Source organism: Ruegeria sp. BC6, assembly GCF_056539185.1.
The window spans coordinates 254,439-278,420 of sequence record NZ_JBQFUM010000002.1 but is presented as its reverse complement, the minus strand read 5'-3'; the positions used below and the strand labels follow the sequence as shown (position 1 = coordinate 278,420).

Here is a 23,982-nt window from a genome sequence, read left to right as displayed (position 1 = left end):
TCAGCCTGCTGAAAGCTGATCCCGCAGGGCCTCGGCAGCCCTCAGTTCGAACTCTCCATAGATGGCGGCCTGCGGTTGCATCGCCCGCAGATACGGCAGGCGTTTTTCATAGTCTTCCCCCGACAGCATTTGCACGGCCTGCTGGATGTCCGCCTCGCTTTCGCACAGGATCATCCCCTCGGTATCGAGGAAGTCGCCGATATTGGGGCACCCCCAATAGATCGGGACTGTCGAACACAGAACGGAGTCGATCAGCTTCTCCGAGAAGTAGTTCCTCTCGCGCACGTTTTCGATGACGACCGAATAACGATAAGGTGCCAACCCGTCTGACTTGTTCTCGAACGGCTGATAGCCGCGGCCCATGATGTCGATGTCAGCGCCTGTGTCGCGGGCCCAATCGATCAGCCTGTGCCTCAGCTGGTGCCCCTCCAGATCGCGCTTCGCCGACGCGATCAGCGAACATGACCGCGTCTTGACGACGCTCAGATCCTGCCACTCGGGAACTTGGGTCACGCCGTAGGGCAGGAAAACCGCGTTGGGCAGGCTGTTCAGCAATACGTCGTGAAAGGTGAACACCCGGAAAAAACGCCGCCAGGTCCAGCGCAGCATCCGATCGTGCTTGCCATGTATGGCCGATGGCTCGCCCATCATCAGCGATATCCGAGCCCGCGTGCCGCGTCGCAGGCGCAGGTGTACAGTGGAATTGGGATACATAATCAGGTGGTCGGAGGGCGCGAGGTCACCAACGGTCTTTCCTGACAGGCGCTCGGGGCAGCCCAGCGGCCAATTCAGATCTGCCAGCGGAACCGAGGCCAGTTTCGGCCCCAGACGGTGGCCATAGGGCAGAATCGCGATCGCAGGTTCGGTCATTGCAGGCTGTCCGGCAGGTCGGTCTGTCCGCGCATCAGGACGAACCCGCGCCCGGCAACCTTGATGCCCGTCATCGCATCCGTTGGCCCGACCCGCGTTACGGTCGCCTGACCGGGACGGCCCATGTCGTGGCCCTGTTCGGCGATAAAGCTGTCTTTCAGCATCAGCCCGTATTTCCACAGGTAAGCCGCCATTGCGCCGGTGGCGGAGCCGGTGAACGGATCTTCGGGCGGGCTGGGCGGCGCCAGCAACAGACGCGAGAACGTATCCCCTTGAGCCGTGGCCCCCTGCAGGGTCACCAGAAAGGGTTCGGCCATGTCGGACCCGGCATATCCGGCAGTTTCCGCCACCCGTTGCAGCGCATCCACATTCAGTTGTGCCGCGCGCAAGGCTGCGTGATCCCGCAGAACTGTAATGCAGAACGGCAGCCCGGTCGAAACCATCTGCGGCGGCGAAATGATCGCACTTGCAGGTAGGCCGATCGCAGCTGCAACAAGGTCTTCCGGCACCCGCGTGCCGAATTCGGGCGCGATCTGGGTCATCTCGATCTGGTCGCCATGCAGCTCGATCGACAAGATCCCTGCTCCGGTTTCCAGCGTCAGTGCGTCAGCAGATATCATTCCTCGGGAGCGCATGGCAGCCACGGTCGCAATGGTCGGGTGTCCGGCAAAGGGAATTTCACGGCTGGCCAGGAAATACCGCACTCGGATATCCGCCACATCCGATGGGCCGGTAAACGTGCATTCGACCAAAGACGTCTCGCGGACAAACGCCGTGCAGACTGTTTCCGGCAAATGCGCGCCACCATGCACGACTGCACAGCCATTTCCGCCGAATGCCGTGTCGCTGAAAGCATCCACCCAATCGAAATCGAACCAGCTCATGCGCCCTCTCGTGCCTGCGGTCAGAAAGTGCCGGGAATGCAAACCCGCGGGTGGCATGTTTGACGCCTCACGCGCCGCTTGTCACGCTGAATCGGTCTGTGGCCGTGTCAGTGCACGGCCACCGGAGACAGGTCATGCTGCCGCGCCAGAACGAAGGCCAGCTTTCGATCGGCGACAAGCGCCAGTTGCTGCCCATCTGAATCGTGAACGGCATAAAGATGATCCAGATCACCCACCTGCGTGCGCACCTCGTGCGGCAGGTTGGCCACGTTCACGGCCTTCACGTAGACGATCCGATTGCCTTCGGTGTTGATTTCATACGGTGTATTCATGGCTTACCCCTTCCTAATGTTGATCGTCTGCACAACGGTTTCGGGCACGGCGCGGGTCAGGTCGATATGCAGAAGGCCATTTTCCATGATGGCTTCGCCGACCTCGACACCGTCGGCCAGCACGAACATGCGCTGGAACTGACGGGCCGCGATGCCGCGGTGCAGGAACACGCGCCCCTCGCTGTCGTCGCGCTGACGGCCGCGGATCACCAGTTGCCGATCTTCGATGGTGATCGACAGGTCGTCCTCGGCAAACCCGGCTACGGCCAAGGTAATGCGGTAGGAATGATCCGACGTCTGTTCGATGTTGTAGGGCGGATACCCTTCGTTTCCGGCCTTTGCAGACCGTTCCAGAAGGCGTTCCAGCTGCTCGAACCCCAGAAGATGCGGGTATGAGCCAAGAGTAAGTTTTGACACGTTTTCTCGTCCTTCTTTGTCAAAGCGACGTGATGCGCGGCCCCGTAACGGCAGCTGCGCACAAGACAATATGGGATGAAACGTGTGTCTCCACAAGGTCTAGGCGGATTCACTTGAACGCACTATCTTGTGTAACACGCACCACCAGCCACACATGAGTCGCCCATGAACGCGCCCACCGACATTTCGATGAAAACCGACGAGGTTCTGCGCGTCGAACTGGAGGTGTTCCGCCAACAACACCGCGACCTGGACGAGGCGATCAAGGCGCTCGAGGCGACCGGCACTGCCGATCAGCTGACGGTGAAGCGGCTCAAGAAACAGAAGCTGCGCCTGAAGGATATCATCCGGCTGATCGAGGATCGCCTGACCCCTGACATCATCGCCTGATCCGGCGCGGTCAACCGCATTGCCACGCAAGCGGATTTCACTATAGTGCGCGCTTCCTAAAGCAGGCGGGGAACAGGGCGGATGAGCGAGATCAAGGTCGGAATCATCATGGGCAGCCAGTCGGACTGGCCCACCATGAAAGGCGCTGCAGAGATACTGGACGAACTGGGCGTGGCCTACGAGACCAAGATCGTCTCGGCCCACCGCACGCCGGATCGTTTGTGGGAGTACGGCAAGACCGCCGTGCAGCGCGGGCTGCAGGTGATCATCGCCGGCGCTGGCGGTGCCGCACATCTGCCGGGGATGATGGCGTCCAAGACGCGGGTACCGGTGATCGGCGTTCCGGTGCAGACGCGGGCGCTGTCCGGTGTCGACTCGCTCTATTCCATCGTGCAGATGCCCAAGGGTTTCCCGGTTGCGACCATGGCCATCGGTTCGGCCGGCGGCGCCAATGCCGGTCTGATGGCCGCTGGTATTCTGGCCCTGCAAGATGCGGCTCTGGCCGACCGGCTGGACGCCTGGCGCGCGGCGCTGTCGGACTCGATCCCCGAGGAGCCGCGCGATGAATGACCCTTTGCAGCCCGGCGCGGTGATCGGAATTCTGGGTGGCGGCCAGCTGGGGCGGATGCTGTCGATGGCCGCGGCGCGGCTGGGCTTCGTGACCCATATCTTCGAGCCGGGCGCCAACCCGCCGGCGGGCCAGGTGGCGCATCGCGTGACCACCGCACCTTATGAAGATGCCGAGGCGCTTGCCGCGTTTGCGCAATCGGTCGATGTCATCACCTACGAGTTCGAGAACATCCCGACCGAGGCGCTGGACATTCTGGAATCGCACCGTCCCATCCGCCCCGGACGCGAGGCGCTGCGGGTCAGTCAGGACCGGCTGACCGAAAAGACATTCCTGCAAGGCCTGGGCCTGAACACCGCACCCTTTGCCGATGTGACCGACCTCGACAGCCTGCAGGCCGCCATCGAACGGATCGGCACGCCGGCCATCCTCAAGACCCGCCGCTTCGGCTATGACGGCAAGGGGCAGGCGCGGCTGAAGTCGCCCGAGGACGCCAGGTCCGCACTGGCCGACATGCAGGGCGCGCCCGCGATCCTGGAAGGCTTCGTCAATTTCAGCCACGAGGTGTCGATCATTGCCGCCCGCGGGCTGGACGGCCAGGTGGCCTGCTTCGACCCCGGCGAAAACGTGCACCGCGACGGCATCCTGCACACGACCACGGTGCCCGCGCGCCTGTCCCCTGCCCTGCGGACCGACGCGGTGCTGCTGGCCGCGAATATCCTGAACGCGCTGGACTATGTCGGCGTCATGGGGGTCGAACTGTTCGTGACGCCGCAGGGCCTGATCGTGAACGAGATCGCGCCGCGCGTTCACAACTCGGGCCACTGGACGCAAAACGGCTGTGCGGTCGATCAGTTCGAACAGCATATCCGCGCCGTGGCCGGCTGGCCTCTGGGCGACGGGCAGCGTCACGCGGATGTGGTGATGGAGAACCTGATCGGCGACGACATGGACCGCGTGCCCGAGCTTGCGCAACAGCGCGACGTGGCCCTGCACCTGTACGGCAAGGCCGAGGTCAAGCCGGGCCGCAAGATGGGCCATTTCAACCGGATCAAACGCTAGCGCGCCGCGGCAACGAACCGCCCGGCGATATCCCCCGACAGAAAACTGACCCGGCCACCGGCGATGGTGGCCGCTACGCGCTGCGTTTCGGCGTCCAGAATGACCAGATCGGCGCGTTTGCCGGGGTGCAGCGACCCGCGGTCCCCAAGGCCAAGCACCCGCGCGGGACCCGACGACACCAGCGCCCACGCGCCTGCCAGATCCATCAGCCCCGATTTCATCAGCATCAGCGCCGCCCTGCGCGGGCTGGGATAGTGGTAATCCGACGCCAGCGCATCGCACAGCCCCATGGCGATCAGGTCCAGCGCGCTGACGTTGCCCTTGTGCGATCCGCCCCGCACCACGTTGGGCGAGCCCAGAATGACGTGATCGCCCGCGGCCTTGGCCGCCTCGGCCGCTTCGAGCGTTTCAGGAAATTCGGCGATATGCACGCCGCGCGCGCGCCAGTGGGAACGGGCCTCTGCCGTCGCATCATCATGGCTGCCCAGACGCACGCCTTGTTGGGCCAACGCCGCGCACAGCGCATCAAGCGAAGCGGGCACCTCGGAGGTGCGGGCGTGCATGTCCTGCAGCATCTTCAGATGCGCCTCGGGGCTGCGACCAGCCTTGAGCGCCTGCCCGGTCAAACGCGGCGGGGTACGCCCCTGCGCCAGACGGTCATGGGGCAGATGATCGTTGAACACGACATAGGGCACCTGCCAGTCGGCGATGCGCCCCGGCAGGTCGGCATAGTCATCCAGCAGGTGGGTTTCGAACCGCAACTGCGGGATCAGGTCGGTGACCACGCTGCCCTTCACCGCCGCGATCGCGCGGAACACGTCGGCGGCGAACTCTGGGCCGCGTACGCCGCCCTCCCAGCTGTAGAACTGCGCCAGCACGGCGGTGGTGATGCCATTGGCTGCCAGTTCGGCCTCGGCGGCGCGGATGCCCTCGTCCATCTGCTTCATGGCCCCCCGGCGCGGGGCGATGTGACGCTCGAACCCGTCCCCGTGCAGGTCGATGATGCCCGGCAGGATCAGATAGCCGCTCAGATCAACGACCGGCGCACCGCTGCCCTCCTGGATCAAGCCGTCCGCGATTGAGAGATCGTTACCGACAAGTCCGCGATCAGGGTGCAGAACCTGCGCCCCGGAAAAGGTCAGCTCCAATGCGGTCATCGCGTGGGTTCCGAGGCGGGTTCGGCGCAGTCCTCTCCGATGCAGATCTCATCAATGATGTCCATCACACCGTCCAGCCAGGTTATGTTGGGATCGAACTCACCGAACTCGATGAAGTGCAAAGCCTGCGCCATGACCTGCGGGTTGTTCATCATGAACGTATGCGTCACCGGCAGCACGATGTGGTCGGTCATGCCCTGGACTTTGGTTTCTTCGACAGCGACCTTGCCGTCATCCGGTCCATCAACCAGCGACGAAAAGACCGGATTCAAGGAGTTCTCGCCTGCAATCACCCCCAGCTCGAAGTCGACCGGTGGCAGGCGACGCGGAATACCTTCGGGACCCGTACCCAGCTGCAGGCCGGCGGGGCCGTTCAACAGACCGAACACTTCCCAATCGCCCAGTTCATCGACCAATTGGCTGCCTTGGTTGGGCGGGCCAAGCATGACGACGCGGCCCAGATTCTGCGGATGGTGATCCTGCAGCCAGTAGCGCAACAGGATACCCCCCATCGAATGCGCGACAACGTTGACGGTGTCATCTCCGCACGCCGCAAACGCCTCGGGTATGGTCCGGTCGGCCAGTTCCGGAATCGGAAGATCCGTCGAGCGATAACCCGGCCGCACAACGGTGTACCCGTGCACCTTGAACAACTGCTCCATGACCGAAAACGATGCTTCGGTCCGGGCAAGCCCATGCAGCAGGACAACGCATTTTGCCTGCGCGGCGATCGGCATCAGGAAAAGCAATATGAAAAACAGGATCCGCATGGCTGCCAGATAATCGCTATTCTTCAGAGAGGAAAGACCTAGCGCCGCCTCACGCGCATAACTGCCAATGCAATACCGCCCACAACCAACCCTGCCCCTGCCATCAGCCGCAGGCTCAGTTGCTCGCCGAGCAGCGCCACACCTGCAATGATCGCAATCACCGGGACGCTCAGCTGCACTACGGCTGCAACCGCAGGCGCCAACTGGGGCAGCAGGCGATACCACAGGGCGTACCCCAACCCCGAGGTTACGCCGCCAGATACGGCCGCCAGCCCCAAACCCGCCCAGGTCAAGTTCCACGCCGGAGCGCCGGCGATCAAAATGCCAGCGGTCACCGGCAGGGCCACCACAAAGTTCGAGGCCGTTCCCGCCAGCGCATCGGGCTCGGACCGACCAGCAATCGAATACGCAGCCCACCCGACCCCTGCGGCGGCCATCAAGGCTGCCCCTGTCGGGTCAACACGTGCCTCAGTGCCTGGCCACAGAACCCAAGCCAATCCGGCCATTGCAATTGCTGCCCCCGCCACCTGTCGAAAAGTCGGGATCGCCCCCGTCAGGGTGCCGGCCAGAAACATCGAGATCTGGACCACCGCAAACAGGATCAAGGCGCCCAATCCCGCATCAAGTGACAGATAGGCCACCGAGAACCCGACCATGTAAAGCGACAAGGAGCCTGCTCCGATCACTCGGCGCCTGTCGAACACCCGCAGGGTGCCACCCCGCGGCACGACCAATGCACAAAGGACCAGCGCACCACAGAGCACGCGAACAACGGCAAAACTCGCCGGGTCGCTGGCTCCGCTCTCCACGGCCAACCGGTTCAGGATGGAATTCGCCGCAAAGGCACACATGGTCAGGGCGGTCAGAAGAAACAGCTGCATGCCCCACCAATATCGTGTCCGCGTGCAATGGACACCCGGTTTCCTGCACTTCCGCGTGACCGGCTGCGGCGTTCCCCAGCATTGCAAGCAACGCCGGCCGAACCCCTGCGGAACACCAGAATAAACAAAACGGGGCCGCCCGAAGGCGACCCCGTTGAATTTTTTGATATGACTTTCCCTTGCGGGTTGTCTGAATTCGCTGACGCGAACCCGGACAGTCTTACATCATGCCGCCCATGCCGCCCATGTCGGGCATGCCAGCACCGGCGCCTGCACCTTCTTTGGCGGGCTTGTCGGCAACCATGGCTTCGGTGGTGATCAGCAGACCTGCAACCGAGGCAGCGTCTTCCAGAGCGGTACGCACCACTTTGGCCGGGTCGATCACACCGAACTTGAACATGTCGCCATATTCTTCGGTCTGAGCGTTGAAGCCGAAGGCGGTGTCCGAGGACTCGCGCACCTTGCCGGCAACGACGGCACCGTCGACACCTGCGTTTTCAGCAATCTGACGCAGCGGCGCTTCGATGGCCTTGCGAACGATGTTGATACCGGCGTCCTGATCGGCGTTGACACCTTTCAGATCGGCCAGAGCCTTGCCGGCCTGAACCAGGGCAACACCGCCACCCACGACGACACCTTCCTGAACGGCGGCGCGCGTTGCGTTCAGAGCGTCGTCCACACGGTCCTTGCGCTCTTTCACTTCAACTTCGGTCATGCCACCGACGCGGATCACGGCAACACCGCCTGCCAGTTTGGCAACGCGCTCTTGCAGCTTCTCACGGTCGTAGTCGCTGGTGGTTTCTTCGATCTGGGTGCGGATCTGGGCAACGCGTGCTTCGATCTCGGCCTTCTCGCCAGCACCGTCGACGATGGTGGTTTCGTCCTTGGTGATCGACACTTTCTTGGCGGTGCCAAGCATGTCCATGGTGACGTTTTCCAGCTTCATGCCCAGGTCTTCGCTGATGACCTGACCGCCGGTCAGGATTGCGATGTCCTGCAGCATTGCCTTGCGGCGATCGCCGAAGCCCGGAGCTTTGACGGCAGCGATCTTCAGACCACCGCGCAGCTTGTTGACAACCAGAGTTGCCAGCGCTTCGCCTTCCACGTCCTCGGCGATGATCAGCAGCGGCTTCTGCGACTGGATCACCTGCTCGAGCAGCGGAACCATCGGCTGCAGCGAAGAGAGTTTCTTCTCGTGCAGCAGGATCATGCAGTCCTCCAGCTCGGCAACCATCTTGTCAGCGTTGGTGACGAAGTAGGGCGACAGGTAGCCACGGTCGAACTGCATACCTTCGACGACGTCGGTCTCGGTTTCCAGACCTTTGTTCTCTTCGACGGTGATGACGCCTTCGTTGCCGACTTTCTGCATCGCGTCTGCGATCTGGCGGCCGATTTCAGCTTCGCCGTTGGCCGAGATGGTACCAACCTGCGCAACTTCGTCGCTGTCTTTGACTTCGCGGGCAGCGTTCTTGATTTCCTCGACGACTTTGGCAGTTGCCACGTCGATGCCGCGCTTCAGGTCCATCGGGTTCAGGCCGGCTGCGACCTGCTTGAGGCCTTCCTTGACAATGGCCTGGGCCAGAACGGTTGCGGTGGTGGTGCCGTCACCGGCTTCGTCATTGGTGCGGCTGGCGACTTCTTTCACCATCTGCGCGCCCATGTTCTCGAACTTGTCTTCCAGTTCGATTTCCTTGGCGACCGAAACACCGTCTTTGGTGATGCGCGGCGCGCCGAAGGATTTGTCCAGAACCACGTTGCGGCCTTTGGGGCCGAGGGTCACCTTCACAGCATCCGCCAGGATGTTCACACCCTTCAGCATGCGGTTGCGGGCATCGGTGTCGAACTTGACGTCCTTTGCAGACATGTCTTTTTCTCCTCGAGAAATGTGTTTGAAATGAAGATCAGAGCAAGCGCGTGCGCGTTACTCGATGATCCCCATGATGTCGCTTTCTTTCATCATCAGCAGCTCTTCGCCGTCGACGTGGACCTCGGTGCCGGACCATTTGCCGAACAGGATTTTGTCGCCGGGCTTCACAGCCATCGCGATCAGTTCGCCGCTGTCTTTCCGCGCGCCTTCGCCGGTTGCAACAACTTCGCCTTCGCTGGGCTTTTCTTTTGCGCTGTCGGGAATGATCAGGCCGCCTGCGGTTTTCTCTTCGCTTTCGGTACGGCGAACCAGCACGCGGTCATGAAGCGGTTTCAATGCCATCTTTGCAGCTCCTTGGGCTCAAAGGTTGTTTTCCTCCCCCCGCGGTCTTGCGGGGTGTTAGCACTCAACTTGGTCGAGTGCTAACGACGCATAGCTAGGGGGTGATTTCCGGCGAGTCAACAATCGGTGATGAATTTTTTTCGCGCGCAGCCTGAGACCGGCCTAGTCAGGTCGGGTCTTCCCAGCTGTAAGCCCAGTGCTTCAGCCCTTCGGACCCGGAAGGCGACAGTTCATAGACGCCCTTTGCCACCTTTTCGAACCAGCCATAATGGTTTTCGCGCATGAGGCGCGTCGCCGCCGCAACGCCCGTGGCACTGGCGACCTCAGCGCCTTTGGTCGCCCCGTGTTCGGCCAGATGCGCGGCACATTTCAGGGCATCCTGCCGATAGGCAGTGACGATACCGTGCCGAGTTGCCCCACCTGAGTTCGGATCCCCTTCCAGCCGCTCGAACTCGCGCAACAGTCGCGCAGCTTTGGCCTTGTTCTTTCGCGGCGTATAGGGGCCGGGGTCACAATGGACTTCAACCCGTCCATCCGCACGAACGGTGATCAACCCCAGCCCCAACCGACGACACAGGGACAGGTTGTCCCGCAGCGCCCGGCGCGCTGACCGGCCGGTGGGCTTGCCGACGGCCACATAGACCTGATCCGATACCTTCAACCGGGTCACGGCCTGATGGAACAAGGCCAGCGAAAACCTCAGCTTCAATTCAACAATCACTGGATCGCAACCGGGCTTGACGGCCACGATGTCGGCGGCGCCGACCTCTCCTTTCACGGTGTATCCTTGCCGCTGCAACAGCGCCTTGATCGGAGGATAGAGATCCTGTTCGCGGTTCATGACGCCATGCTATGGTTTTTTCAGAGAAACGCCATACGGATACACGGCTTGCGCGCGGTAGGCGGGCGTGGCTATCTGTTCCCAAGTTCTTTCAGCCACAATCGGAATGGTTTCGATGCGCGTGTTTCTTTTTGCCCTGCTTGCTGCTCTGCATCCAATTGTGGCCAATGCCGCCTGTGACGGGCGCGATTTGCGGCAAGACATGACGCCTGAGGCCCGGGCCGAGTTGAACGCGGCCACCAGTCAGATGGCATATCCCGAAGGCAATCACTGGATTGCACAGAAGGACAACACTGTTTTGCATCTGATTGGCACATTGCACGTCAACGATCCGCGAATGGGCCCGGTGGTCGAGCGGTTGGCGCCGATGTTGAGCGAGGCCGACGCGTTCTATTTCGAGATCACCCAATCCGACATGTCCGCTTTCGAACAAGACCTGGCCAAGGATTTCAGCCCGGTCCTGATCAACTCGGGACCAACTCTGATTGATCTGATGAGCGAAGAGGACTGGGCCGTGATTTCCAAGGCGCTTTCGGCACGCGGCATTCCCGGTTGGATGGCCGCGAAACTGCGCCCTTGGTTCCTGTCGATGATGCTGGGTATGCCACCCTGCATGCTCCAGGTGCCAGACGCAGACCGGGGAATGGATGCGCGCCTGACCGAACTGGCCGAAGCTGAAGGCAAACCGCAATACTCTCTGGAACAGATCGACGACCTGATCGCGATCTTCGACAGCCACACGCTTGAAGAGCAGGTGCAGTCTTTGGTGCGCATGGTCGATGCCTTTGACGCCGGCGATGACCACATGGTGACGATGGCCACCGCATATTTCGAGGAGAAGCACGCAGAAATCCTGCAATTCGCAAAGATATATGGGCGCGAGGCTTCGGGCCTGGCGCCTGACGTGTTTGCACAGGAATGGGCCGCATTCGAGGACCAGCTTCTGGTTCAACGCAACGACAACTGGATGGAAACGATCCTGACCATCGAAAACCAGGCGGCGGTGATCGCGGTTGGCGCCGGTCATCTGGGTGGAGACCATGGACTTCTGCAACAGCTGGAACGCGCCGGATATCAACTGAGCCGCGCACAGTTCTGAGCGGTCAGCGCTTCTGTCAGACCAACCGTCGCAGCCTTGTTTCTGCCGGGTGACAACGCCAATGGACCACCCTATAAGGCGCGCAAACTCCTTATGTGCAGGAAACAGACATGACCACCCAAGTATTTGGCCACAAATCTCCCGACACCGACTCGACCGGATCGCCGATCCTGTGGGCCTGGTATCTGAACGAAGTCAAAGGCGAAAAGGCCGAGGCCGTCCTGCTGGGCGAACCCAACACCGAAGCTGCCTTCATGCTGCAGCGCTGGGACCTGCCCAAGCCGCGCATCATCGAGGATGTCGAGACCGATGCGCCCGTCGTCATCGTTGACACAAACAACCCGGCCGAATTGCCGGCCAATATCAACAACGCCGACATCCGCGCCATCATCGACCACCACAAGCTGGTCGGCGGGCTGGAGACCAAAGGCCCGATCGACATCACCGTGCGCCCGCTGGCCTGCACGGCGACCATCATGATCGACCTGATGGGCGACGACGCCGCCAAGATGCCCGAGGCTGTCAAGGGCGCGGCCCTGACCTGCATCCTGTCGGACACGCTGGAGTTCCGCTCGCCCACGACCACCGCGCATGACCGCGAAGTAGCCGAGAAACTGGCCGCCGAGCTGGGGCTGGATGTTTCGGCCTATGCTGCCGACATGTTCGCCGCGAAATCGGACGTATCGTCTTTCTCGGACGCCGAACTGATCCGCATGGACAGCAAGGAATACGAGGTCGACGGTACCAAGTTCCGCGTGTCCGTTCTGGAAACCACCGCGCCGGGCGTGGTGCTTGACCGCAAGGATAGCTTGGCCCAGTCGATGGTCGAGGTGGCCAAGGAAGACAGTGTGGACCAGGTGCTGCTGTTCGTCGTCGACATCCTAAACGAAGAGGCCACCCTGTTGGTGCCGAACGACCTGGTCAAATCGGTTGCCGAGAAAAGCTTTGGCGCTTCGGTGTCCGGCGACACGATTGTTCTGCCGGGCATCATGAGCCGCAAGAAGCAGATCATTCCGAACCTCAAGGTCTGATCCCGCTCACAGTTCAGCGAAAGGCGCCCTCACCGGGCGCCTTTTTTGTTTGCGCATCGAAAGGTTTGCCGGATGGCAAATCGTTGCTAGGCTAGACGCAGGGACAGGGTGGATCAGGACACGGTGGTCACACGGAAATACAGCACGACACGCAGCATTCTGCTGTTCGAAGGCGGCGACAGGCTTGCCTATTGGCGGCGCTTTGCCATGCTGCTGACCCTTTCGGTGATGATCGCAACCATGGGACTGCTGCGCAACTCTGGCGCCGTGGTCATTGCCGCGATGCTGGTCGCGCCGCTGATGACACCAATTCTGGGCATTGCGGCCGCGATGGTCATGGGCTGGCTGAAACGCGCTTTCGTTCTGACCCTGACGGTCTGCATTGCGGCGGTTCTGTGCGTTATGATGGCCTGGATCCTGGTTTATCTTGCCGATGTCCCGCGCGGCATCCTGATCCCCGATCAGGTCTTGGCCCGCACCGACCCGGGCACCGAAGATCTGATCGTGGCGCTCGCGGCCGGCGTGGCCGGCGCATACGTTCAGATCAACAAGGCCGAACTGAGCCTGCTGCCCGGCGCCGCCATCGGCGTGTCTCTGGTTCCGCCATTATCCGCGTCCGGGATCCTGCTGTATTTCGGGGAACCCGCCGACGCCTACGAGGCGGGTCTTTTGTTCGCGACCAACCTTGGCGCGATCGTTCTGTCGGCCTGCGCGGTCTATATCGTCTATGCCGCAAGGTCGGTTGCATTCGGCAAGGGCCGGCGCAAGCTCAACTTTACTGCCGGTGTGGTCATAACCATGGCGTTCCTGGCCCTCGTCGTGGTCCAGTTGGGAAAATCGACCTACAACCGTTACCTGGAAACCCGTACCGAGGCCGAGGTTGCGCAAGCGATCCGCGACTGGGCGGACCCGGTATCGGTCGAGATCATCCGCATCGACGTGAATGCCAAGCGCAAACGGGCCGAGGTCTGGGTGATCGTAGATCTGCCGCCCGAGGCGCAATTCAAGGTCTCGTCCGTTGCCGGGCTGTTGCCCGAGAGCCTACGGGAAACGTCGCTGGTCGACGTCCTGCAGGATGAACTTGGCCCCGGCTATCTCGCCGTGATCCGGTACCAGACCCGGATTGGCGCGCAGGTCATTCTTGGCACCGAAACCGTGCAACAGGCCCCGGATGTCGAAAAGTTGAGCGACGAGGAATGACGGCCAGCACCCGGCTGCCTCTGGTCAAGCGGGGCCAGCTTTGCCATAGGTGGCGCAACGCCGTTTCAACAGCCCGAGGCCCGCATGACCCAGATCATCTCCGCGCTTGACCAGATTTCCGACCGTTACAAGGCGCTGTTCGTGGATCTGTGGGGCTGCGTCCACAACGGCATTACCGCCTACCCCGAGGCTGTTGCCGCGTTGAAGGCCTATCGCGACCGGGGCGGCAAGGTGGTGTTGGTGACCAACTCTCCGAAGCCGCGTGCCGGGGTTGCCGAGCAGTTGAAACAGTTCAACGTCCCCGCAGACTGCTACGACACCATCGCGACCAGTGGTGACTCGGCCCGGTCCGCCATGTTCCGCGGGGCCGTGGGCGAGAAAGTCTATTTCATGGGTGAGTGGGAGCGCGACGCCGGCTTCTTCGAGCCGCTGAAAATCCTGGAACATCCGATCCACATCGAACGCGTGCCGCTGGACCAGGCCGAGGGGATCGTCTGCTGTGGCCCGTTCGACCCGATGGCCGACCCGGCCGTGAACCGCCCGGACTTCCTGTATGCCAAGCAGAAAGGCCTGAAGCTGTTGTGCGCCAATCCCGATATCGTGGTCGATCGGGGCGAAGTTCGGGAATGGTGCGCCGGTGCGCTGGCCAAGCTTTATTCCGAAATGGGCGGCGAGAGCCTGTATTTCGGCAAACCACACCCGCCCATTTATGATCTGGCCCGGCGTCGCCTGCATGCGCTGGGAACGGACGTGCCGGATGACGAGATTCTGGCCATCGGCGACGGTCCGCATACCGACATAGCCGGCGGCATGGGAGAGGGAATTGATTCCCTGTTCATCAGCGGCGGTCTGGCCGCATCGGAAACAAAAACGTCGCACCAGCCGGATCCGAATTCTTTAAGCGATTATATTTCCAAGGAAAATATCAACCCAACCTACACGATCGGTCGTCTGCGCTAGGCAGAAAACGCTTGATTTTCTGCAGTTGCGAAGTAATAAAGTTGCCAATCTTGGGTCTTTGGTGATTTTTTGTTGCCGGGCCGATGCATAGTGAGGGCAACATGTTGGACAATCTTCCACGCGGAACGATCTGTATCGAAGACATCGAAATGGGCATGACCCGCTACCTGCGCAAAGTGGTGACGAACGAAGACATCGAGATGTTCGCCCAGGTCTCGACCGACCGGAACCCGGTGCATCTGGATGACGACTATGCCCGCGATACGATTTTCGAGGGGCGCATCGCCCACGGGATGCTGACAGCTGGTCTGATCTCGGCCGTGATCGGTGAACAGCTTCCGGGCCATGGTACCGTCTACATGGGCCAGTCGCTCAAATTCCTTGCACCGGTCCGCCCCGGCGACATGGTCTATGCCGAAGTCAAGGTGATCGACATCGACTTCGCCAAGCGCCGGGTCAAGCTGGATTGCCATTGCGCAGTAGACGGCAAGAAGGTTCTGGTTGGCGAGGCGATGGTTTTGGCTCCATCACGGAAATTCGACTGACGGCAGGTTTTGACGCCCTGCTGGGCGCTGGTCTGGAACTGCCGCTTGAACCCGGCGGACAGTCCCGCTAGGCAAGCCCCATGCAGATCATCCGGGATTTCCAGTTTGTAGACCCAGAAGACCGCGGCGCCAGCGTTGCGATCGGGAATTTCGACGGCGTTCATATTGGCCACCAGTCGGTGATCGATCTTGCCCGGAAGGCATGCCCGGAAGCACCCTTGGGCGTTCTGTCGTTCGAGCCGCACCCGCGCGAGTATTTTGCCCCGGATGCCCCGCCCTTTCGCCTGATGCGGGGCAATGCGCGCGCGCACCGGCTGGAGAAGTTGGGCGTACAGAAACTCTACGAACTGCCGTTCAACGCCGCGCTCGCCGGGCTGACGCCCGAGGAATTCGCCCGCAACGTGATCTGCCAAGGCTTGGGTCTGGCCCATGTGGTGATCGGGGCCGATTTCTGTTTCGGCAAAGGCCGCAGCGGCACGGCGCAGGACATGGTTCAGTTCGGCCAGCAGATGGGGTTCGGTGTCACCATCGCCCCATTGATGCAGCAGTCCGATCACGTGGTCTCGTCCACCGCGATCCGGCAAGCCCTGAGCGACGGCCGCCCGCGGGACGCGGCGGCCATGCTGGGCCACTGGCACCGGATCGAAGGCGAGGTTATCGGCGGCGAACAGCGCGGCCGCGAATTGGGCTTTCCCACGGCCAATATGTCGATCGAAGGAATCCACCCCCCAAAATTCGGCGTCTACGCGGTTCTGGTCGACGTGCTGGATGGCCCACATGCCGGCAGCTATCACGGTGCGGCCTCGGTCGGGGTGCGGCCGATGTTCCATGGCGAGGTGCCGAATATCGAAACCTTCCTGTTCGACTTCTCCGGCGATCTTTATGGGGCGACCCTCTCGGTGGGTCTGGTCGAATTCCTGCGCCCCGAGATGACCTTTGACGGCCTCGATGCTCTGATCGCCCAGATGACCGAAGACTGCGATCGCGCGCGCAAGATCCTGGCCGCGACATGAGCAAGGATCCGATCGACCGCGCCGGGCTGGCCCCGCGTTTCTGGGAGCGCAAGCCCTTGCAGAAAATGAACCCGCGCGAATGGGAAGCCCTGTGCGACGGCTGCGGCAAATGCTGTCTGAACAAGCTTGAAGACGAGGACAGTGGCGAGGTTGCCCTGACCCGTGTCGCCTGCCGGCTGCTGGATGACGCGACGTGCCGATGCACCCAGTATGACATCCGCCACCAGTTCGTACCGGAATGCATCGTCATGCGCCCGGACAACATTCACGAACACGCCTACTGGTTGCCTCAGACCTGCGCCTACCGCCTGTTGTGGGAGGGCAAGCCCCTTTACGATTGGCACCCGTTGCTGTCAGGGTCGCCCGACAGCGTCCACGCCGCCGGCGTTTCGGTTCAAGGGCTTACCGTGTCCGAATTCGAGACGCCCGAGGAAGAGTGGGAAGACTACATTATCGAGGAGCCAACCTGATGCATTTCGCCTCTGACAATTCCGGGCCCGTCCACCCCGAGGTCCTGACCGCTCTGGCCGAGGCCAATCAGGGCTATCAGATGGCCTATGGCGCCGATGACCTGATGAACGAAGTGCGCGACCGGATCCGGGGCATCTTCGAGGCGCCCGGGGCGGCGGTCTATCTGGTGGCGACCGGAACGGCGGCAAACTCGCTGACTCTGGCGACCCTGTCGCAGCCGTGGGAGACCGTATTCTGCTCGCCCGTCGCGCATATTCATGAGGACGAGTGCAACGCGCCCGAATTCTACACCGGCGCCAAGCTGACGCTGGTTCCGGGCGGCGACAAGATGCAGCCGGATGCACTGCGCCGCACCATCGCCGCCGAAGAGACCCGCGGCGTGCATGGGCCCCAACGCGGTCCGGTGTCGATCACGCAGGTGACCGAGCGGGGCTCGGTCTATTCGCTGACCGAACTGCGGGCCCTGTGCGGGGTCGCCAAGGAGTTCGGCCTGCCCGTCCACATGGATGGCGCGCGGTTCACCAATGCGCTGGTGGCGCTGAATTGTTCCCCGGCCGAGATGACGTGGAAGGCGGGCGTGGATGCGGTCAGTTTCGGCGGCACCAAGAACGGGCTGATGGGGGTCGAAGCGGTGATCTTCTTCGACGAAAGCAAGGCCTGGGAGTTCGAGTTGCGCCGCAAGCGCGGGGCGCATCTGTTTTCCAAGCACCGGTATCTGTCGGCCCAGATGGCGGCCTATCTGCGCGATGATCTGTGGCTGCGCTCGGCCCGTCAGGCCAACGCCAATTGCGCGCGTTTGGCCGATGGGCTGCGGGCTGCGGGTGCGCAGTTCCTGCATGAACCCCAAGCCAACATCATCTTTGCCAGCTTTCCCCGCAGCCTGCACAAGCGGCTGCACGCGGCCGGTGCCGTCTATCACCTGTGGGGCGACCCACTGGACGGCCCGGACGAGGACGAGATGCTGGCATGCCGGTTCGTCTGCGACTGGTCGACACCGACCGAAGAAATCGACCGGTTCCTGGCGCTGCTCTAGGCGCGCCAGAATGCGTCGATCTGCGCGGCCGTCTCATCCGGGTGCGAGATGGGCAGCATGTGCCCTGCCCCCTCGACAAAGCCCTGCCGCGCATTGGGCAAGCGGGCGCGCAGCCCGGCATTTACCGCCGCCATGATCGGGTGCGAGGCCGATCCATGCAGCAGCAGGATCGGCATGTCCGCCCGCGCCATGGCCGTCGGGGCCAGCAGGCCGGTGGTGTCGCGGAACAGCGGCCCCTCGACCGCGCCGACCACTCCGACGCCCCGGATCATCGCATTTCGGGCTCGCTCGGGCAAGTCCGGCCAGCGCGGGCTGCGGTCGGTCGTGCCCCACATGCGGTTAAACAGACGGGCAGCCCGAGGCGCGTCACCTTCGGCTAGGGCAGCCTTGTAGGGCTGGGACTCGGCCGCGTGCTGCGCCGCAAGCGCTGGCGCGTCCTGGTGGGCGACCGCAAAGAACACCGGCTCGATTAGAACGGCGCTGTGCACAAGGTCCGGGTATTCGATGGCCAGCCGCAGGGCGACCATCGCACCGAAACTATGCCCGATCACGTCCATCGGTTCACTCAACTGCGCCCGAGACAGAGCGGTGGTGAGGTCAAAAAAATCTCCCTGCCCGTCCCAATCCGGGCTGCGTCCGTGCGACAGCATGTCGGGTGCAGTCAGTGTCGCCTGGTCGTCCAAAGCGGCCGCCAAACCGGACCACGCACCACAATGCGCAATCGTGCAATGCAGCGCCAGCACCTTGCGGGCACCCGCCCCAAGAATGCGAACGTGTACGGGCGGCAGCACGGCCTTGGCCACGGTCATGCTTTGAGCGTCGCCAGATGCTCGTCCAGATCCACAAGCCGGTCCTGCCCCCAGAACCTTTGGTCGTCTTGCGTGATGTAGAAAGGCGCGCCGAACACGCCGCGGTCCACCGCCTCTTCGAGGTTGGCCGCATAGGTCTCGGCCCCGACCAGCAGTCCGCTGTCGGCCAGCGCCGGATCAAAGCCCGCGCCGGCCAGACAGTCGCGGATCACGTCGTCCTGCGCGATGTCCTTGTCCTCGGCCCAGCAGGCGCGCAGGAAGGAATGGCACAGTTTTCCCACATCACCCGACCCATCCTGAATGGCCGCGACGATGGCGTATGAGGACGGCGCTGCGTTGGTCGGCCAATGTGCAGGTTGCAGGTTGAACGGCAGGCCCGTCTTCTTGGCCTGACGCACCAGTTCCTGCGCCCGGTATTCGATGCGCGACGGGTGGCGGTCTTTGGGGGGCACGCCGCCGGTGCGCCCAAACAGCGCAATGATGTCGACCGGCTTGTAGGCGATGGTGGCGCCGTGCTTGGCCGCGATCTCCTCCAGCCGTAGCCCGGCGAGATAGGAATAGGGCGACAGTGTCGCAAAAAAGTAGTCAATGTCGGCCATGTGCACTTTCTCCACCCAGTTACCTTTGCGGAACCGTAAGGCCATGCTAAGCGGTGTCAACATCACGAATCTGTCACATTGCCACTGCTGCCCGGGGACCTCAGCCGATGCCGACACATCACGAACCCAAGCTTATTGCTGGGAACGCAAACCTTCCGCTTGCCGAAACCATCGCGCGCCGCATGAGCCTGCACCGCGGCGTCAACCAGCGTCTGGTCGATGCGCGTGTCGAACGGTTCAACGATGGCGAGATCTTTGTCGAGGTTTTCGAGAACGTCCGGGGCGAGGACATGTTCATCATCCAGCCGACCTCGAACCCGGCCAATGACAACCTGATGGAGCTACTGATCATCGCCGATGCGCTGCGCCGATCGTCGGCGGCGCGGATCACCGCGGTTATCCCCTATTTCGGATATGCCCGCCAGGATCGCCGCACCAAGGCGCGCACCCCGATCAGCGCCAAGCTGGTGGCCAACATGCTGACCGGTGCCGGGATCGAACGCATCCTGACGATGGACCTGCATGCGGCACAGATCCAAGGGTTTTTCGACATGCCGGTCGACAACCTGTATGCCTCTCCGATCTTTGCGCTGGACGTGAAGGACCAGTTCCGCGACCAGATGGACGACCTGATGGTGGTTTCGCCCGACGTCGGCGGTGTGGCTCGTGCCCGCGAGCTGGCCAAGCGGATCAGCGCTCCTCTGTCGATCGTCGACAAACGGCGTGAAAAAGCCGGGGAAGTGGCCGAGATGACCGTGATCGGCGACGTGAAGGACAAGATCTGCCTGATCGTCGACGACATATGCGACACGGCCGGTACGCTATGCAAGGCGGCGCAGGTGCTGATAGACAACGGCGCACGCGAGGTTCACTCGTACATCACCCATGGCGTCATGAGCGGCCCGGCTGTTGAACGCGTCTCGAACTCGGTGATGAAATCGCTTGTTTTGACCGACACGATCATGCCGACCGAAGACATCAAGAAGGCCAAGAATATCCGCACGGTGCCGACGGCCCCGATCTTCACACAGGCCATTCTGAACATCTGGCAGGGCACATCAGTGTCGTCGCTGTTCGAAGACAAGACCCTGATCCCGATCTACGAATCCCTGTACCACACAGACTGAAGAAACCGGAAAGCCATTCCCATGACCGCCAACAAACGTCTGGTTCTTTCCAGCGATCACGCTGCCATCGACCTGCGCAAGGAAGTTGCCGCTTTTGCAGCGGCACAAGGCTGGGACGTTCTGGATCTCGGCCCTGACAGCCCCGAAAGCACCGATTACCCCAAGCACGGCAAAGCCGCCGCCGAGGCCGTCGTCTCGGGCGAGTGCCAATTGGGCATTGTCCTATGCGGCACGGGGCAAGGTATCATGATGGCTGCAAACAAGGTTCCCGGCATCCGCTGCGGCGTCTGTTCGGATACGTTCTCTGCTCGCATGATCCGCCAGCACAATGACGCCAACATGCTGTCGATCGGCGCGCGTGTTGTTGGCACTGGATTGGCGCTGGATATTGTCGATGCCTTTCTGAGCACCGAATTCGAAGGCGGCCGGCACGCGAAACGCGTGGCAATGATCGAACCCTAAATCATTGCGGATGGCCCGCTGGGAACGGCGGGTCAGGAGATGTCCCAGTCGTCCTCGTGCGCAACTTCCCCGATCGCGGTCCATGCCACGCGGATCCGGGCGATACGGGTGTCCGACCACGTCCGGAACACCGCATCAAAGCCCGTGGTTGTAACATTCTCGGACAGCAGCTCGGCGCGCAAGGCCGATGAGGTATCGACATCCCACAAGGACACTCCAATCTGCACGACGGGCGGGGTGCGGAAGGGTTGGCTGAAGGTGACGGGCCGGCGTCGTTCCCGCGGCCCCTCGCCCGTCCACATGTCTCCGCCATCTGCGAATTCCGAGAACAGAACCTCTTCACCTCGGTCAATTCCGATGGGGTGGGTCAAGAATTTCTTCATTGCGCATCAATTCCTATGAATTTCCGCAACTTATCCTGACCTTTCGGCGAAATCACGACAAAAAAACGGCCCCGCAGCAGCAGGGCCGTTTCCAATTCTGACGGTGCATCAGCCGTTACAGGCTCATATGCGTTCCCAGCGCTTCCATGTCGGCCAGCAGCTTGGCTGCCTCGTCGACAATGGTCTGTTCGCCGTTTTCCTTCGCCGCCTCGTGCGAGGCGCGAGCCTCGGCAATCAGCTCGTCCAGATGCGTGCGGGTCACTTCGTCAACCGGGATGGCCTTTTCGGCCAGCACCGACAGAGCATCGCCGTTGATCTGGGCAAACCCGCCGGTGACCAGGTATTCGCTGGTCCCTTCGGGCGCTTCGACCTTCAGGATGCCCGGACGCAGCGTGGTAATGGTGGGGGCATGATCGGGCATCGCCGTCATGTCCCCGTCCGCACCGGGAATCTGGACCGCGCTGGCCTGAAGCGAAGCAAGGCTCCGCTCCGGGCTGACGAGGTCGAATTGCATCGTGTTTGCCATCGGGGATACTCCTTAGGCAGCAGCTGCGGCCATCTTCTCGGCTTTGGCGATCACTTCGTCGATGCCACCAACCATCAGGAAGGCCGCTTCGGGCAGATGGTCGAATTCGCCGGCCACGACACGCTCGAACGAGTCGATGGTGACTTCCAGCGGAACCTGCACACCCGGCGAACCGGTGAAGACTTCGGCCACGTCGAACGGCTGCGACAGGAAGCGCTCGATCTTGCGGGCGCGGGCCACGGTCAACTTGTCCTCTTCCGACAGTTCGTCCATGCCGAGGATGGCGATGATGTCCTGCAGCGACTTGTAGCGCTGGAGGATCTGCTGAACGTCGGTCGCAACCTTGTAGTGACGCTCGCCGACGATGGCGGGGTCAAGCAGACGCGAGGTCGAGTCGAGCGGGTCCACGGCCGGGTAGATACCCTTTTCCGAAATCGCACGGTTCAGAACGGTGGTTGCGTCCAGGTGGGCGAACGAGGTTGCCGGCGCGGGGTCGGTCAGGTCGTCCGCAGGCACGTAGATCGCCTGCACCGAGGTGATCGAGCCCTTCTTGGTCGAGGTGATGCGTTCCTGCAGGGCGCCCATGTCGGTGGCCAGCGTCGGCTGGTAGCCCACCGCCGAAGGAATACGACCCAGCAGAGCCGACACCTCGGAACCCGCCTGCGTGAAGCGGAAGATGTTGTCGACGAAGAACAGAACGTCGGTACCGGACTGGTCGCGGAACTGCTCGGCCAGGGTCAGGCCGGTCAGAGCAACACGGGCACGCGCCCCCGGAGGTTCGTTCATCTGACCGTAGACCAGGGCCACCTGGCTTTCCGACAGGTTGTCGGGCTTGATGACGTTCGATTCGATCATCTCGTGGTACAGGTCGTTCCCTTCACGGGTCCGTTCACCAACACCCGCGAACACCGAGAAACCCGAGTGCACTTTTGCGATGTTGTTGATCAGTTCCATGATCAGAACGGTTTTACCAACGCCGGCGCCGCCGAACAGGCCGATCTTACCGCCTTTGGCGTAGGGGGCCAGCAGGTCGACAACCTTGATGCCGGTGACCAGAACTTCCGACTCGGTCGATTGTTCGTCGAAGGTCGGCGCGGGCTGGTGGATCGCGCGGGCCTCAGACGCTTCAACCGGACCTTTTTCGTCGATCGGTTCACCGACCACGTTCAGGATGCGGCCCAGGGTGGCGTTGCCAACCGGAACCGAGATCGGTGCGCCGGTGTCAGTCACGGCTTCGCCGCGGACCAGACCTTCGGTCGCGTCCATCGCGATGGTACGGACGGTGTTTTCACCCAGGTGCTGAGCAACTTCCAACACCAGGCGCTTGCCATTGTTGGTAGTTTCCAGCGCGTTCAGAATTTCAGGCAGCTGATCTTCGAAGTGCACGTCGACGACGGCCCCGATGATCTGTGTGACTTTGCCTTTTGCATTCGCCATGTTTCGTCTCCGGTTTTCTTACAGCGCTTCGGCGCCGGAAATAATTTCAATCAGCTCGTTGGTGATCACGGCCTGACGCGAGCGGTTGAACTGGATCGTCAGCTTGTCGATCATCTCGCCCGCATTGCGTGTCGCGTTGTCCATCGCGGACATCCGTGCACCCTGTTCAGACGCACCGTTTTCGAGCAGAGCCGAGAAGATCGCTGTCGCGACCCCCTTGGGCAGCAGGTCGGCCAGGATGGCCTCTTCGCTGGGCTCGTAGTCGAAGATGGCACCGCTGTCGTCACCCGTCGCTTCGTCTTCGAACGAGGCGGGGATTACCTGCTGTGCCGTCGGAATCTGGGTCACAACGTTGACGAACTTCGAGTAGAAGATCGTGGCAACATCGAACTCACCCCCGTCAAAGCGGGACAGGATGTCCTTCGCGATGTCCTGCGCGTTGGTGTAACCAATGCGTTTTACTTCGCTCAGGTCGACATGACCGACGAACAGATCGCCCAGATCACGCTTGAGCGCGTCGCGGCCTTTCTTGCCGACGGTCAGAACCTTGACCGTCTTGCCTTTGAGGCGCAGCTCTTCCGCCTTCTGGCGGGCCAGCTTGGCGATGTTCGAGTTGAAGCCGCCACACAGGCCGCGTTCAGCTGTCATCACGACCAGCAGATGGACATCATCACTGCCCGTACCACGGAGCAGCTTGGGGGCGCTATCGCTGCCCCCGACCGACGCCGCCAGCCCCGCCATCACGGCATTGAACCGCTCGGCATAGGGGCGCGAGGCTTCGGCAGATTCCTGGGCGCGGCGCAGTTTTGCAGCCGCGACCATCTGCATGGCCTTGGTGATCTTGCGGGTCGATTTGACCGACTCGATCCTGTTTTTAAGGTCCTTTAGACTTGGCATCGCCGCGTC

General features: G+C 62.0%; 29 protein-coding genes. 13 read left to right on the top strand and 16 right to left on the bottom strand.

Features of this window, described 5'->3' with window-relative positions; genetic code table 11:
- The 4 genes from ACR0MM_RS08820 to ACR0MM_RS08805 all read right to left on the bottom strand — a co-directional run bounded on the left by ACR0MM_RS08820 (position 1) and on the right by ACR0MM_RS08805 (position 2,503).
- Complete coding sequence (locus tag ACR0MM_RS08820; RefSeq protein ID WP_170538059.1) at positions 1 to 870, bottom strand: hypothetical protein; 870 nt, start codon at positions 868 to 870, stop codon at positions 1 to 3.
- A complete protein-coding gene (locus ACR0MM_RS08815) occupies positions 867 to 1,754 on the bottom strand; it encodes a PhzF family phenazine biosynthesis protein (RefSeq protein ID WP_170538058.1) in 888 nt (295 codons plus the stop codon). The genes ACR0MM_RS08820 and ACR0MM_RS08815 overlap by 4 nt, the downstream gene beginning before the upstream one ends.
- 107 nt (positions 1,755 to 1,861) lie before the next feature.
- Positions 1,862 to 2,086, bottom strand: coding sequence for a DUF1150 family protein (locus ACR0MM_RS08810; protein WP_093964659.1), 225 nt, complete (start codon positions 2,084 to 2,086; stop codon positions 1,862 to 1,864).
- Positions 2,087 to 2,089: 3 nt separating this feature from the next.
- The gene (locus tag ACR0MM_RS08805; RefSeq protein WP_093964658.1) at positions 2,090 to 2,503 is read right to left on the bottom strand and encodes an Hsp20 family protein; all 414 of its coding nucleotides are present in this window, start codon (positions 2,501 to 2,503) and stop codon (positions 2,090 to 2,092) included.
- Positions 2,504 to 2,668: 165 nt separating this feature from the next.
- On the opposite strand from ACR0MM_RS08805, the gene ACR0MM_RS08800 reads away from it, so the two are divergent.
- From ACR0MM_RS08800 to ACR0MM_RS08790, 3 genes are all read left to right on the top strand, one after another.
- The gene (locus tag ACR0MM_RS08800) at positions 2,669 to 2,893 is read left to right on the top strand and encodes a YdcH family protein (RefSeq protein WP_005981552.1); all 225 of its coding nucleotides are present in this window, start codon (positions 2,669 to 2,671) and stop codon (positions 2,891 to 2,893) included.
- An 81-nt stretch (positions 2,894 to 2,974) separates the two neighbouring features.
- On the top strand, positions 2,975 to 3,463 hold the full coding sequence (purE, locus tag ACR0MM_RS08795; protein ID WP_480695658.1) for a 5-(carboxyamino)imidazole ribonucleotide mutase: 489 nt from the start codon (positions 2,975 to 2,977) through the stop codon (positions 3,461 to 3,463).
- Positions 3,456 to 4,523, top strand: coding sequence for a 5-(carboxyamino)imidazole ribonucleotide synthase (locus ACR0MM_RS08790; protein ID WP_170357136.1), 1,068 nt, complete (start codon positions 3,456 to 3,458; stop codon positions 4,521 to 4,523). The genes purE and ACR0MM_RS08790 overlap by 8 nt, the downstream gene beginning before the upstream one ends.
- Here ACR0MM_RS08790 and ACR0MM_RS08785 read toward each other — a convergent pair.
- From ACR0MM_RS08785 to ACR0MM_RS08760, 6 genes are all read right to left on the bottom strand, one after another.
- Positions 4,520 to 5,680 (bottom strand): alpha-D-ribose 1-methylphosphonate 5-triphosphate diphosphatase, encoded by a 1,161-nt coding sequence (locus ACR0MM_RS08785; protein WP_480695656.1) that lies wholly within the window; start codon positions 5,678 to 5,680, stop codon positions 4,520 to 4,522. The two genes, ACR0MM_RS08790 and ACR0MM_RS08785, sit on opposite strands and share 4 nt — an antisense overlap.
- Positions 5,677 to 6,450, bottom strand: a complete 774-nt coding sequence (locus tag ACR0MM_RS08780; protein WP_170340560.1) for an alpha/beta fold hydrolase — start codon at positions 6,448 to 6,450, stop codon at positions 5,677 to 5,679. Before ACR0MM_RS08780 ends, ACR0MM_RS08785 begins: the two co-directional genes overlap by 4 nt.
- Before the next feature lie 38 nt (positions 6,451 to 6,488).
- Positions 6,489 to 7,331: a DMT family transporter gene (locus ACR0MM_RS08775; protein ID WP_480695654.1), complete on the bottom strand. Its 843-nt coding sequence runs from the start codon at positions 7,329 to 7,331 to the stop codon at positions 6,489 to 6,491.
- 220 nt (positions 7,332 to 7,551) lie between these two features.
- A complete protein-coding gene (gene groL, locus ACR0MM_RS08770; RefSeq protein ID WP_170367957.1) occupies positions 7,552 to 9,195 on the bottom strand; it encodes a chaperonin GroEL in 1,644 nt (547 codons plus the stop codon).
- Between the two features lie 57 nt (positions 9,196 to 9,252).
- On the bottom strand, positions 9,253 to 9,540 hold the full coding sequence (groES, locus tag ACR0MM_RS08765; RefSeq protein ID WP_093964650.1) for a co-chaperone GroES: 288 nt from the start codon (positions 9,538 to 9,540) through the stop codon (positions 9,253 to 9,255).
- 166 nt (positions 9,541 to 9,706) lie between these two features.
- On the bottom strand, positions 9,707 to 10,381 hold the full coding sequence (locus tag ACR0MM_RS08760; RefSeq protein ID WP_480695652.1) for a DUF2161 domain-containing phosphodiesterase: 675 nt from the start codon (positions 10,379 to 10,381) through the stop codon (positions 9,707 to 9,709).
- 115 nt (positions 10,382 to 10,496) lie between these two features.
- Between ACR0MM_RS08760 and ACR0MM_RS08755 the strand changes: the two genes are divergently transcribed.
- From ACR0MM_RS08755 to ACR0MM_RS08720, 8 genes are all read left to right on the top strand, one after another.
- Positions 10,497 to 11,480 (top strand): TraB/GumN family protein, encoded by a 984-nt coding sequence (locus ACR0MM_RS08755; protein ID WP_480695650.1) that lies wholly within the window; start codon positions 10,497 to 10,499, stop codon positions 11,478 to 11,480.
- A 110-nt stretch (positions 11,481 to 11,590) separates the two neighbouring features.
- A complete protein-coding gene (locus ACR0MM_RS08750; protein ID WP_480695648.1) occupies positions 11,591 to 12,511 on the top strand; it encodes a manganese-dependent inorganic pyrophosphatase in 921 nt (306 codons plus the stop codon).
- A 108-nt stretch (positions 12,512 to 12,619) separates the two neighbouring features.
- A complete protein-coding gene (locus tag ACR0MM_RS08745) occupies positions 12,620 to 13,711 on the top strand; it encodes a DUF389 domain-containing protein (RefSeq protein ID WP_170357130.1) in 1,092 nt (363 codons plus the stop codon).
- A gap of 84 nt (positions 13,712 to 13,795) precedes the next feature.
- On the top strand, positions 13,796 to 14,671 hold the full coding sequence (locus ACR0MM_RS08740; protein ID WP_170595913.1) for a TIGR01459 family HAD-type hydrolase: 876 nt from the start codon (positions 13,796 to 13,798) through the stop codon (positions 14,669 to 14,671).
- Positions 14,672 to 14,772: 101 nt separating this feature from the next.
- Positions 14,773 to 15,216 (top strand): MaoC family dehydratase, encoded by a 444-nt coding sequence (locus tag ACR0MM_RS08735; RefSeq protein ID WP_170595911.1) that lies wholly within the window; start codon positions 14,773 to 14,775, stop codon positions 15,214 to 15,216.
- Positions 15,217 to 15,296: 80 nt separating this feature from the next.
- Positions 15,297 to 16,229: a bifunctional riboflavin kinase/FAD synthetase gene (locus ACR0MM_RS08730; RefSeq protein WP_170444581.1), complete on the top strand. Its 933-nt coding sequence runs from the start codon at positions 15,297 to 15,299 to the stop codon at positions 16,227 to 16,229.
- Positions 16,226 to 16,699, top strand: coding sequence for a YcgN family cysteine cluster protein (locus tag ACR0MM_RS08725; RefSeq protein ID WP_170340543.1), 474 nt, complete (start codon positions 16,226 to 16,228; stop codon positions 16,697 to 16,699). The genes ACR0MM_RS08730 and ACR0MM_RS08725 overlap by 4 nt, the downstream gene beginning before the upstream one ends.
- Complete coding sequence (locus tag ACR0MM_RS08720; RefSeq protein ID WP_480695646.1) at positions 16,699 to 17,733, top strand: threonine aldolase family protein; 1,035 nt, start codon at positions 16,699 to 16,701, stop codon at positions 17,731 to 17,733. Before ACR0MM_RS08725 ends, ACR0MM_RS08720 begins: the two co-directional genes overlap by 1 nt.
- On the opposite strand, the gene ACR0MM_RS08715 is transcribed toward ACR0MM_RS08720, so the two are convergent.
- Together ACR0MM_RS08715 and ACR0MM_RS08710 are read right to left on the bottom strand one after the other, a co-directional pair.
- The gene (locus ACR0MM_RS08715; RefSeq protein ID WP_170524971.1) at positions 17,730 to 18,542 is read right to left on the bottom strand and encodes an alpha/beta fold hydrolase; all 813 of its coding nucleotides are present in this window, start codon (positions 18,540 to 18,542) and stop codon (positions 17,730 to 17,732) included. The two genes, ACR0MM_RS08720 and ACR0MM_RS08715, sit on opposite strands and share 4 nt — an antisense overlap.
- Positions 18,539 to 19,141, bottom strand: a complete 603-nt coding sequence (locus ACR0MM_RS08710; RefSeq protein WP_170524968.1) for a 2-hydroxychromene-2-carboxylate isomerase — start codon at positions 19,139 to 19,141, stop codon at positions 18,539 to 18,541. Before ACR0MM_RS08710 ends, ACR0MM_RS08715 begins: the two co-directional genes overlap by 4 nt.
- Positions 19,142 to 19,248: 107 nt before the next feature.
- Here ACR0MM_RS08710 and ACR0MM_RS08705 point away from each other — a divergent pair, with 107 nt between their 5' ends.
- Together ACR0MM_RS08705 and rpiB are read left to right on the top strand one after the other, a co-directional pair.
- Entirely contained in the window at positions 19,249 to 20,268 is a 1,020-nt protein-coding gene (locus ACR0MM_RS08705; protein WP_093964640.1) for a ribose-phosphate pyrophosphokinase, read from the top strand.
- A gap of 21 nt (positions 20,269 to 20,289) precedes the next feature.
- Positions 20,290 to 20,730, top strand: a complete 441-nt coding sequence (gene rpiB, locus ACR0MM_RS08700) for a ribose 5-phosphate isomerase B (protein WP_170340531.1) — start codon at positions 20,290 to 20,292, stop codon at positions 20,728 to 20,730.
- 32 nt (positions 20,731 to 20,762) lie between these two features.
- Here rpiB and ACR0MM_RS08695 read toward each other — a convergent pair whose 3' ends face one another.
- The 4 genes from ACR0MM_RS08695 to ACR0MM_RS08680 all read right to left on the bottom strand — a co-directional run bounded on the left by ACR0MM_RS08695 (position 20,763) and on the right by ACR0MM_RS08680 (position 23,973).
- A complete protein-coding gene (locus ACR0MM_RS08695) occupies positions 20,763 to 21,113 on the bottom strand; it encodes an H-type lectin domain-containing protein (RefSeq protein WP_093964638.1) in 351 nt (116 codons plus the stop codon).
- A 115-nt stretch (positions 21,114 to 21,228) separates the two neighbouring features.
- Positions 21,229 to 21,639, bottom strand: coding sequence for a F0F1 ATP synthase subunit epsilon (locus tag ACR0MM_RS08690; RefSeq protein ID WP_170365421.1), 411 nt, complete (start codon positions 21,637 to 21,639; stop codon positions 21,229 to 21,231).
- 12 nt (positions 21,640 to 21,651) lie between these two features.
- Positions 21,652 to 23,076 (bottom strand): F0F1 ATP synthase subunit beta, encoded by a 1,425-nt coding sequence (gene atpD, locus ACR0MM_RS08685; RefSeq protein ID WP_170357123.1) that lies wholly within the window; start codon positions 23,074 to 23,076, stop codon positions 21,652 to 21,654.
- 18 nt (positions 23,077 to 23,094) lie between these two features.
- A complete protein-coding gene (locus ACR0MM_RS08680) occupies positions 23,095 to 23,973 on the bottom strand; it encodes a F0F1 ATP synthase subunit gamma (protein ID WP_170357122.1) in 879 nt (292 codons plus the stop codon).
- Between the last annotated feature and the right edge of the window lie 9 nt (positions 23,974 to 23,982).

What these genes read in the sequence shown, in the direction of transcription:
- ACR0MM_RS08715 (WP_170524971.1), bottom strand. Translation starts at nt 18,542, where the DNA reads ATGACCGTGGCCAAGGCCGTGCTGCCGCCCGTACACGTTCGCATTCTT.
- purE (WP_480695658.1), top strand. Translation starts at nt 2,975, where the DNA reads ATGAGCGAGATCAAGGTCGGAATCATCATGGGCAGCCAGTCGGACTGG.
- ACR0MM_RS08780 (WP_170340560.1), bottom strand. Translation starts at nt 6,450, where the DNA reads ATGCGGATCCTGTTTTTCATATTGCTTTTCCTGATGCCGATCGCCGCG.
- ACR0MM_RS08720 (WP_480695646.1), top strand. Translation starts at nt 16,699, where the DNA reads ATGCATTTCGCCTCTGACAATTCCGGGCCCGTCCACCCCGAGGTCCTG.
- ACR0MM_RS08750 (WP_480695648.1), top strand. Translation starts at nt 11,591, where the DNA reads ATGACCACCCAAGTATTTGGCCACAAATCTCCCGACACCGACTCGACC.
- ACR0MM_RS08680 (WP_170357122.1), bottom strand. Translation starts at nt 23,973, where the DNA reads ATGCCAAGTCTAAAGGACCTTAAAAACAGGATCGAGTCGGTCAAATCG.
- ACR0MM_RS08705 (WP_093964640.1), top strand. Translation starts at nt 19,249, where the DNA reads ATGCCGACACATCACGAACCCAAGCTTATTGCTGGGAACGCAAACCTT.
- ACR0MM_RS08815 (WP_170538058.1), bottom strand. Translation starts at nt 1,754, where the DNA reads ATGAGCTGGTTCGATTTCGATTGGGTGGATGCTTTCAGCGACACGGCA.
- ACR0MM_RS08810 (WP_093964659.1), bottom strand. Translation starts at nt 2,086, where the DNA reads ATGAATACACCGTATGAAATCAACACCGAAGGCAATCGGATCGTCTAC.
- rpiB (WP_170340531.1), top strand. Translation starts at nt 20,290, where the DNA reads ATGACCGCCAACAAACGTCTGGTTCTTTCCAGCGATCACGCTGCCATC.
- ACR0MM_RS08690 (WP_170365421.1), bottom strand. Translation starts at nt 21,639, where the DNA reads ATGGCAAACACGATGCAATTCGACCTCGTCAGCCCGGAGCGGAGCCTT.
- ACR0MM_RS08725 (WP_170340543.1), top strand. Translation starts at nt 16,226, where the DNA reads ATGAGCAAGGATCCGATCGACCGCGCCGGGCTGGCCCCGCGTTTCTGG.
- ACR0MM_RS08740 (WP_170595913.1), top strand. Translation starts at nt 13,796, where the DNA reads ATGACCCAGATCATCTCCGCGCTTGACCAGATTTCCGACCGTTACAAG.
- ACR0MM_RS08790 (WP_170357136.1), top strand. Translation starts at nt 3,456, where the DNA reads ATGAATGACCCTTTGCAGCCCGGCGCGGTGATCGGAATTCTGGGTGGC.
- groES (WP_093964650.1), bottom strand. Translation starts at nt 9,540, where the DNA reads ATGGCATTGAAACCGCTTCATGACCGCGTGCTGGTTCGCCGTACCGAA.
- ACR0MM_RS08760 (WP_480695652.1), bottom strand. Translation starts at nt 10,381, where the DNA reads ATGAACCGCGAACAGGATCTCTATCCTCCGATCAAGGCGCTGTTGCAG.
- ACR0MM_RS08730 (WP_170444581.1), top strand. Translation starts at nt 15,297, where the DNA reads ATGCAGATCATCCGGGATTTCCAGTTTGTAGACCCAGAAGACCGCGGC.
- ACR0MM_RS08710 (WP_170524968.1), bottom strand. Translation starts at nt 19,141, where the DNA reads ATGGCCGACATTGACTACTTTTTTGCGACACTGTCGCCCTATTCCTAT.
- ACR0MM_RS08800 (WP_005981552.1), top strand. Translation starts at nt 2,669, where the DNA reads ATGAACGCGCCCACCGACATTTCGATGAAAACCGACGAGGTTCTGCGC.
- atpD (WP_170357123.1), bottom strand. Translation starts at nt 23,076, where the DNA reads ATGGCGAATGCAAAAGGCAAAGTCACACAGATCATCGGGGCCGTCGTC.
- groL (WP_170367957.1), bottom strand. Translation starts at nt 9,195, where the DNA reads ATGTCTGCAAAGGACGTCAAGTTCGACACCGATGCCCGCAACCGCATG.
- ACR0MM_RS08785 (WP_480695656.1), bottom strand. Translation starts at nt 5,680, where the DNA reads ATGACCGCATTGGAGCTGACCTTTTCCGGGGCGCAGGTTCTGCACCCT.
- ACR0MM_RS08735 (WP_170595911.1), top strand. Translation starts at nt 14,773, where the DNA reads ATGTTGGACAATCTTCCACGCGGAACGATCTGTATCGAAGACATCGAA.
- ACR0MM_RS08755 (WP_480695650.1), top strand. Translation starts at nt 10,497, where the DNA reads ATGCGCGTGTTTCTTTTTGCCCTGCTTGCTGCTCTGCATCCAATTGTG.
- ACR0MM_RS08695 (WP_093964638.1), bottom strand. Translation starts at nt 21,113, where the DNA reads ATGAAGAAATTCTTGACCCACCCCATCGGAATTGACCGAGGTGAAGAG.
- ACR0MM_RS08820 (WP_170538059.1), bottom strand. Translation starts at nt 870, where the DNA reads ATGACCGAACCTGCGATCGCGATTCTGCCCTATGGCCACCGTCTGGGG.
- ACR0MM_RS08775 (WP_480695654.1), bottom strand. Translation starts at nt 7,331, where the DNA reads ATGCAGCTGTTTCTTCTGACCGCCCTGACCATGTGTGCCTTTGCGGCG.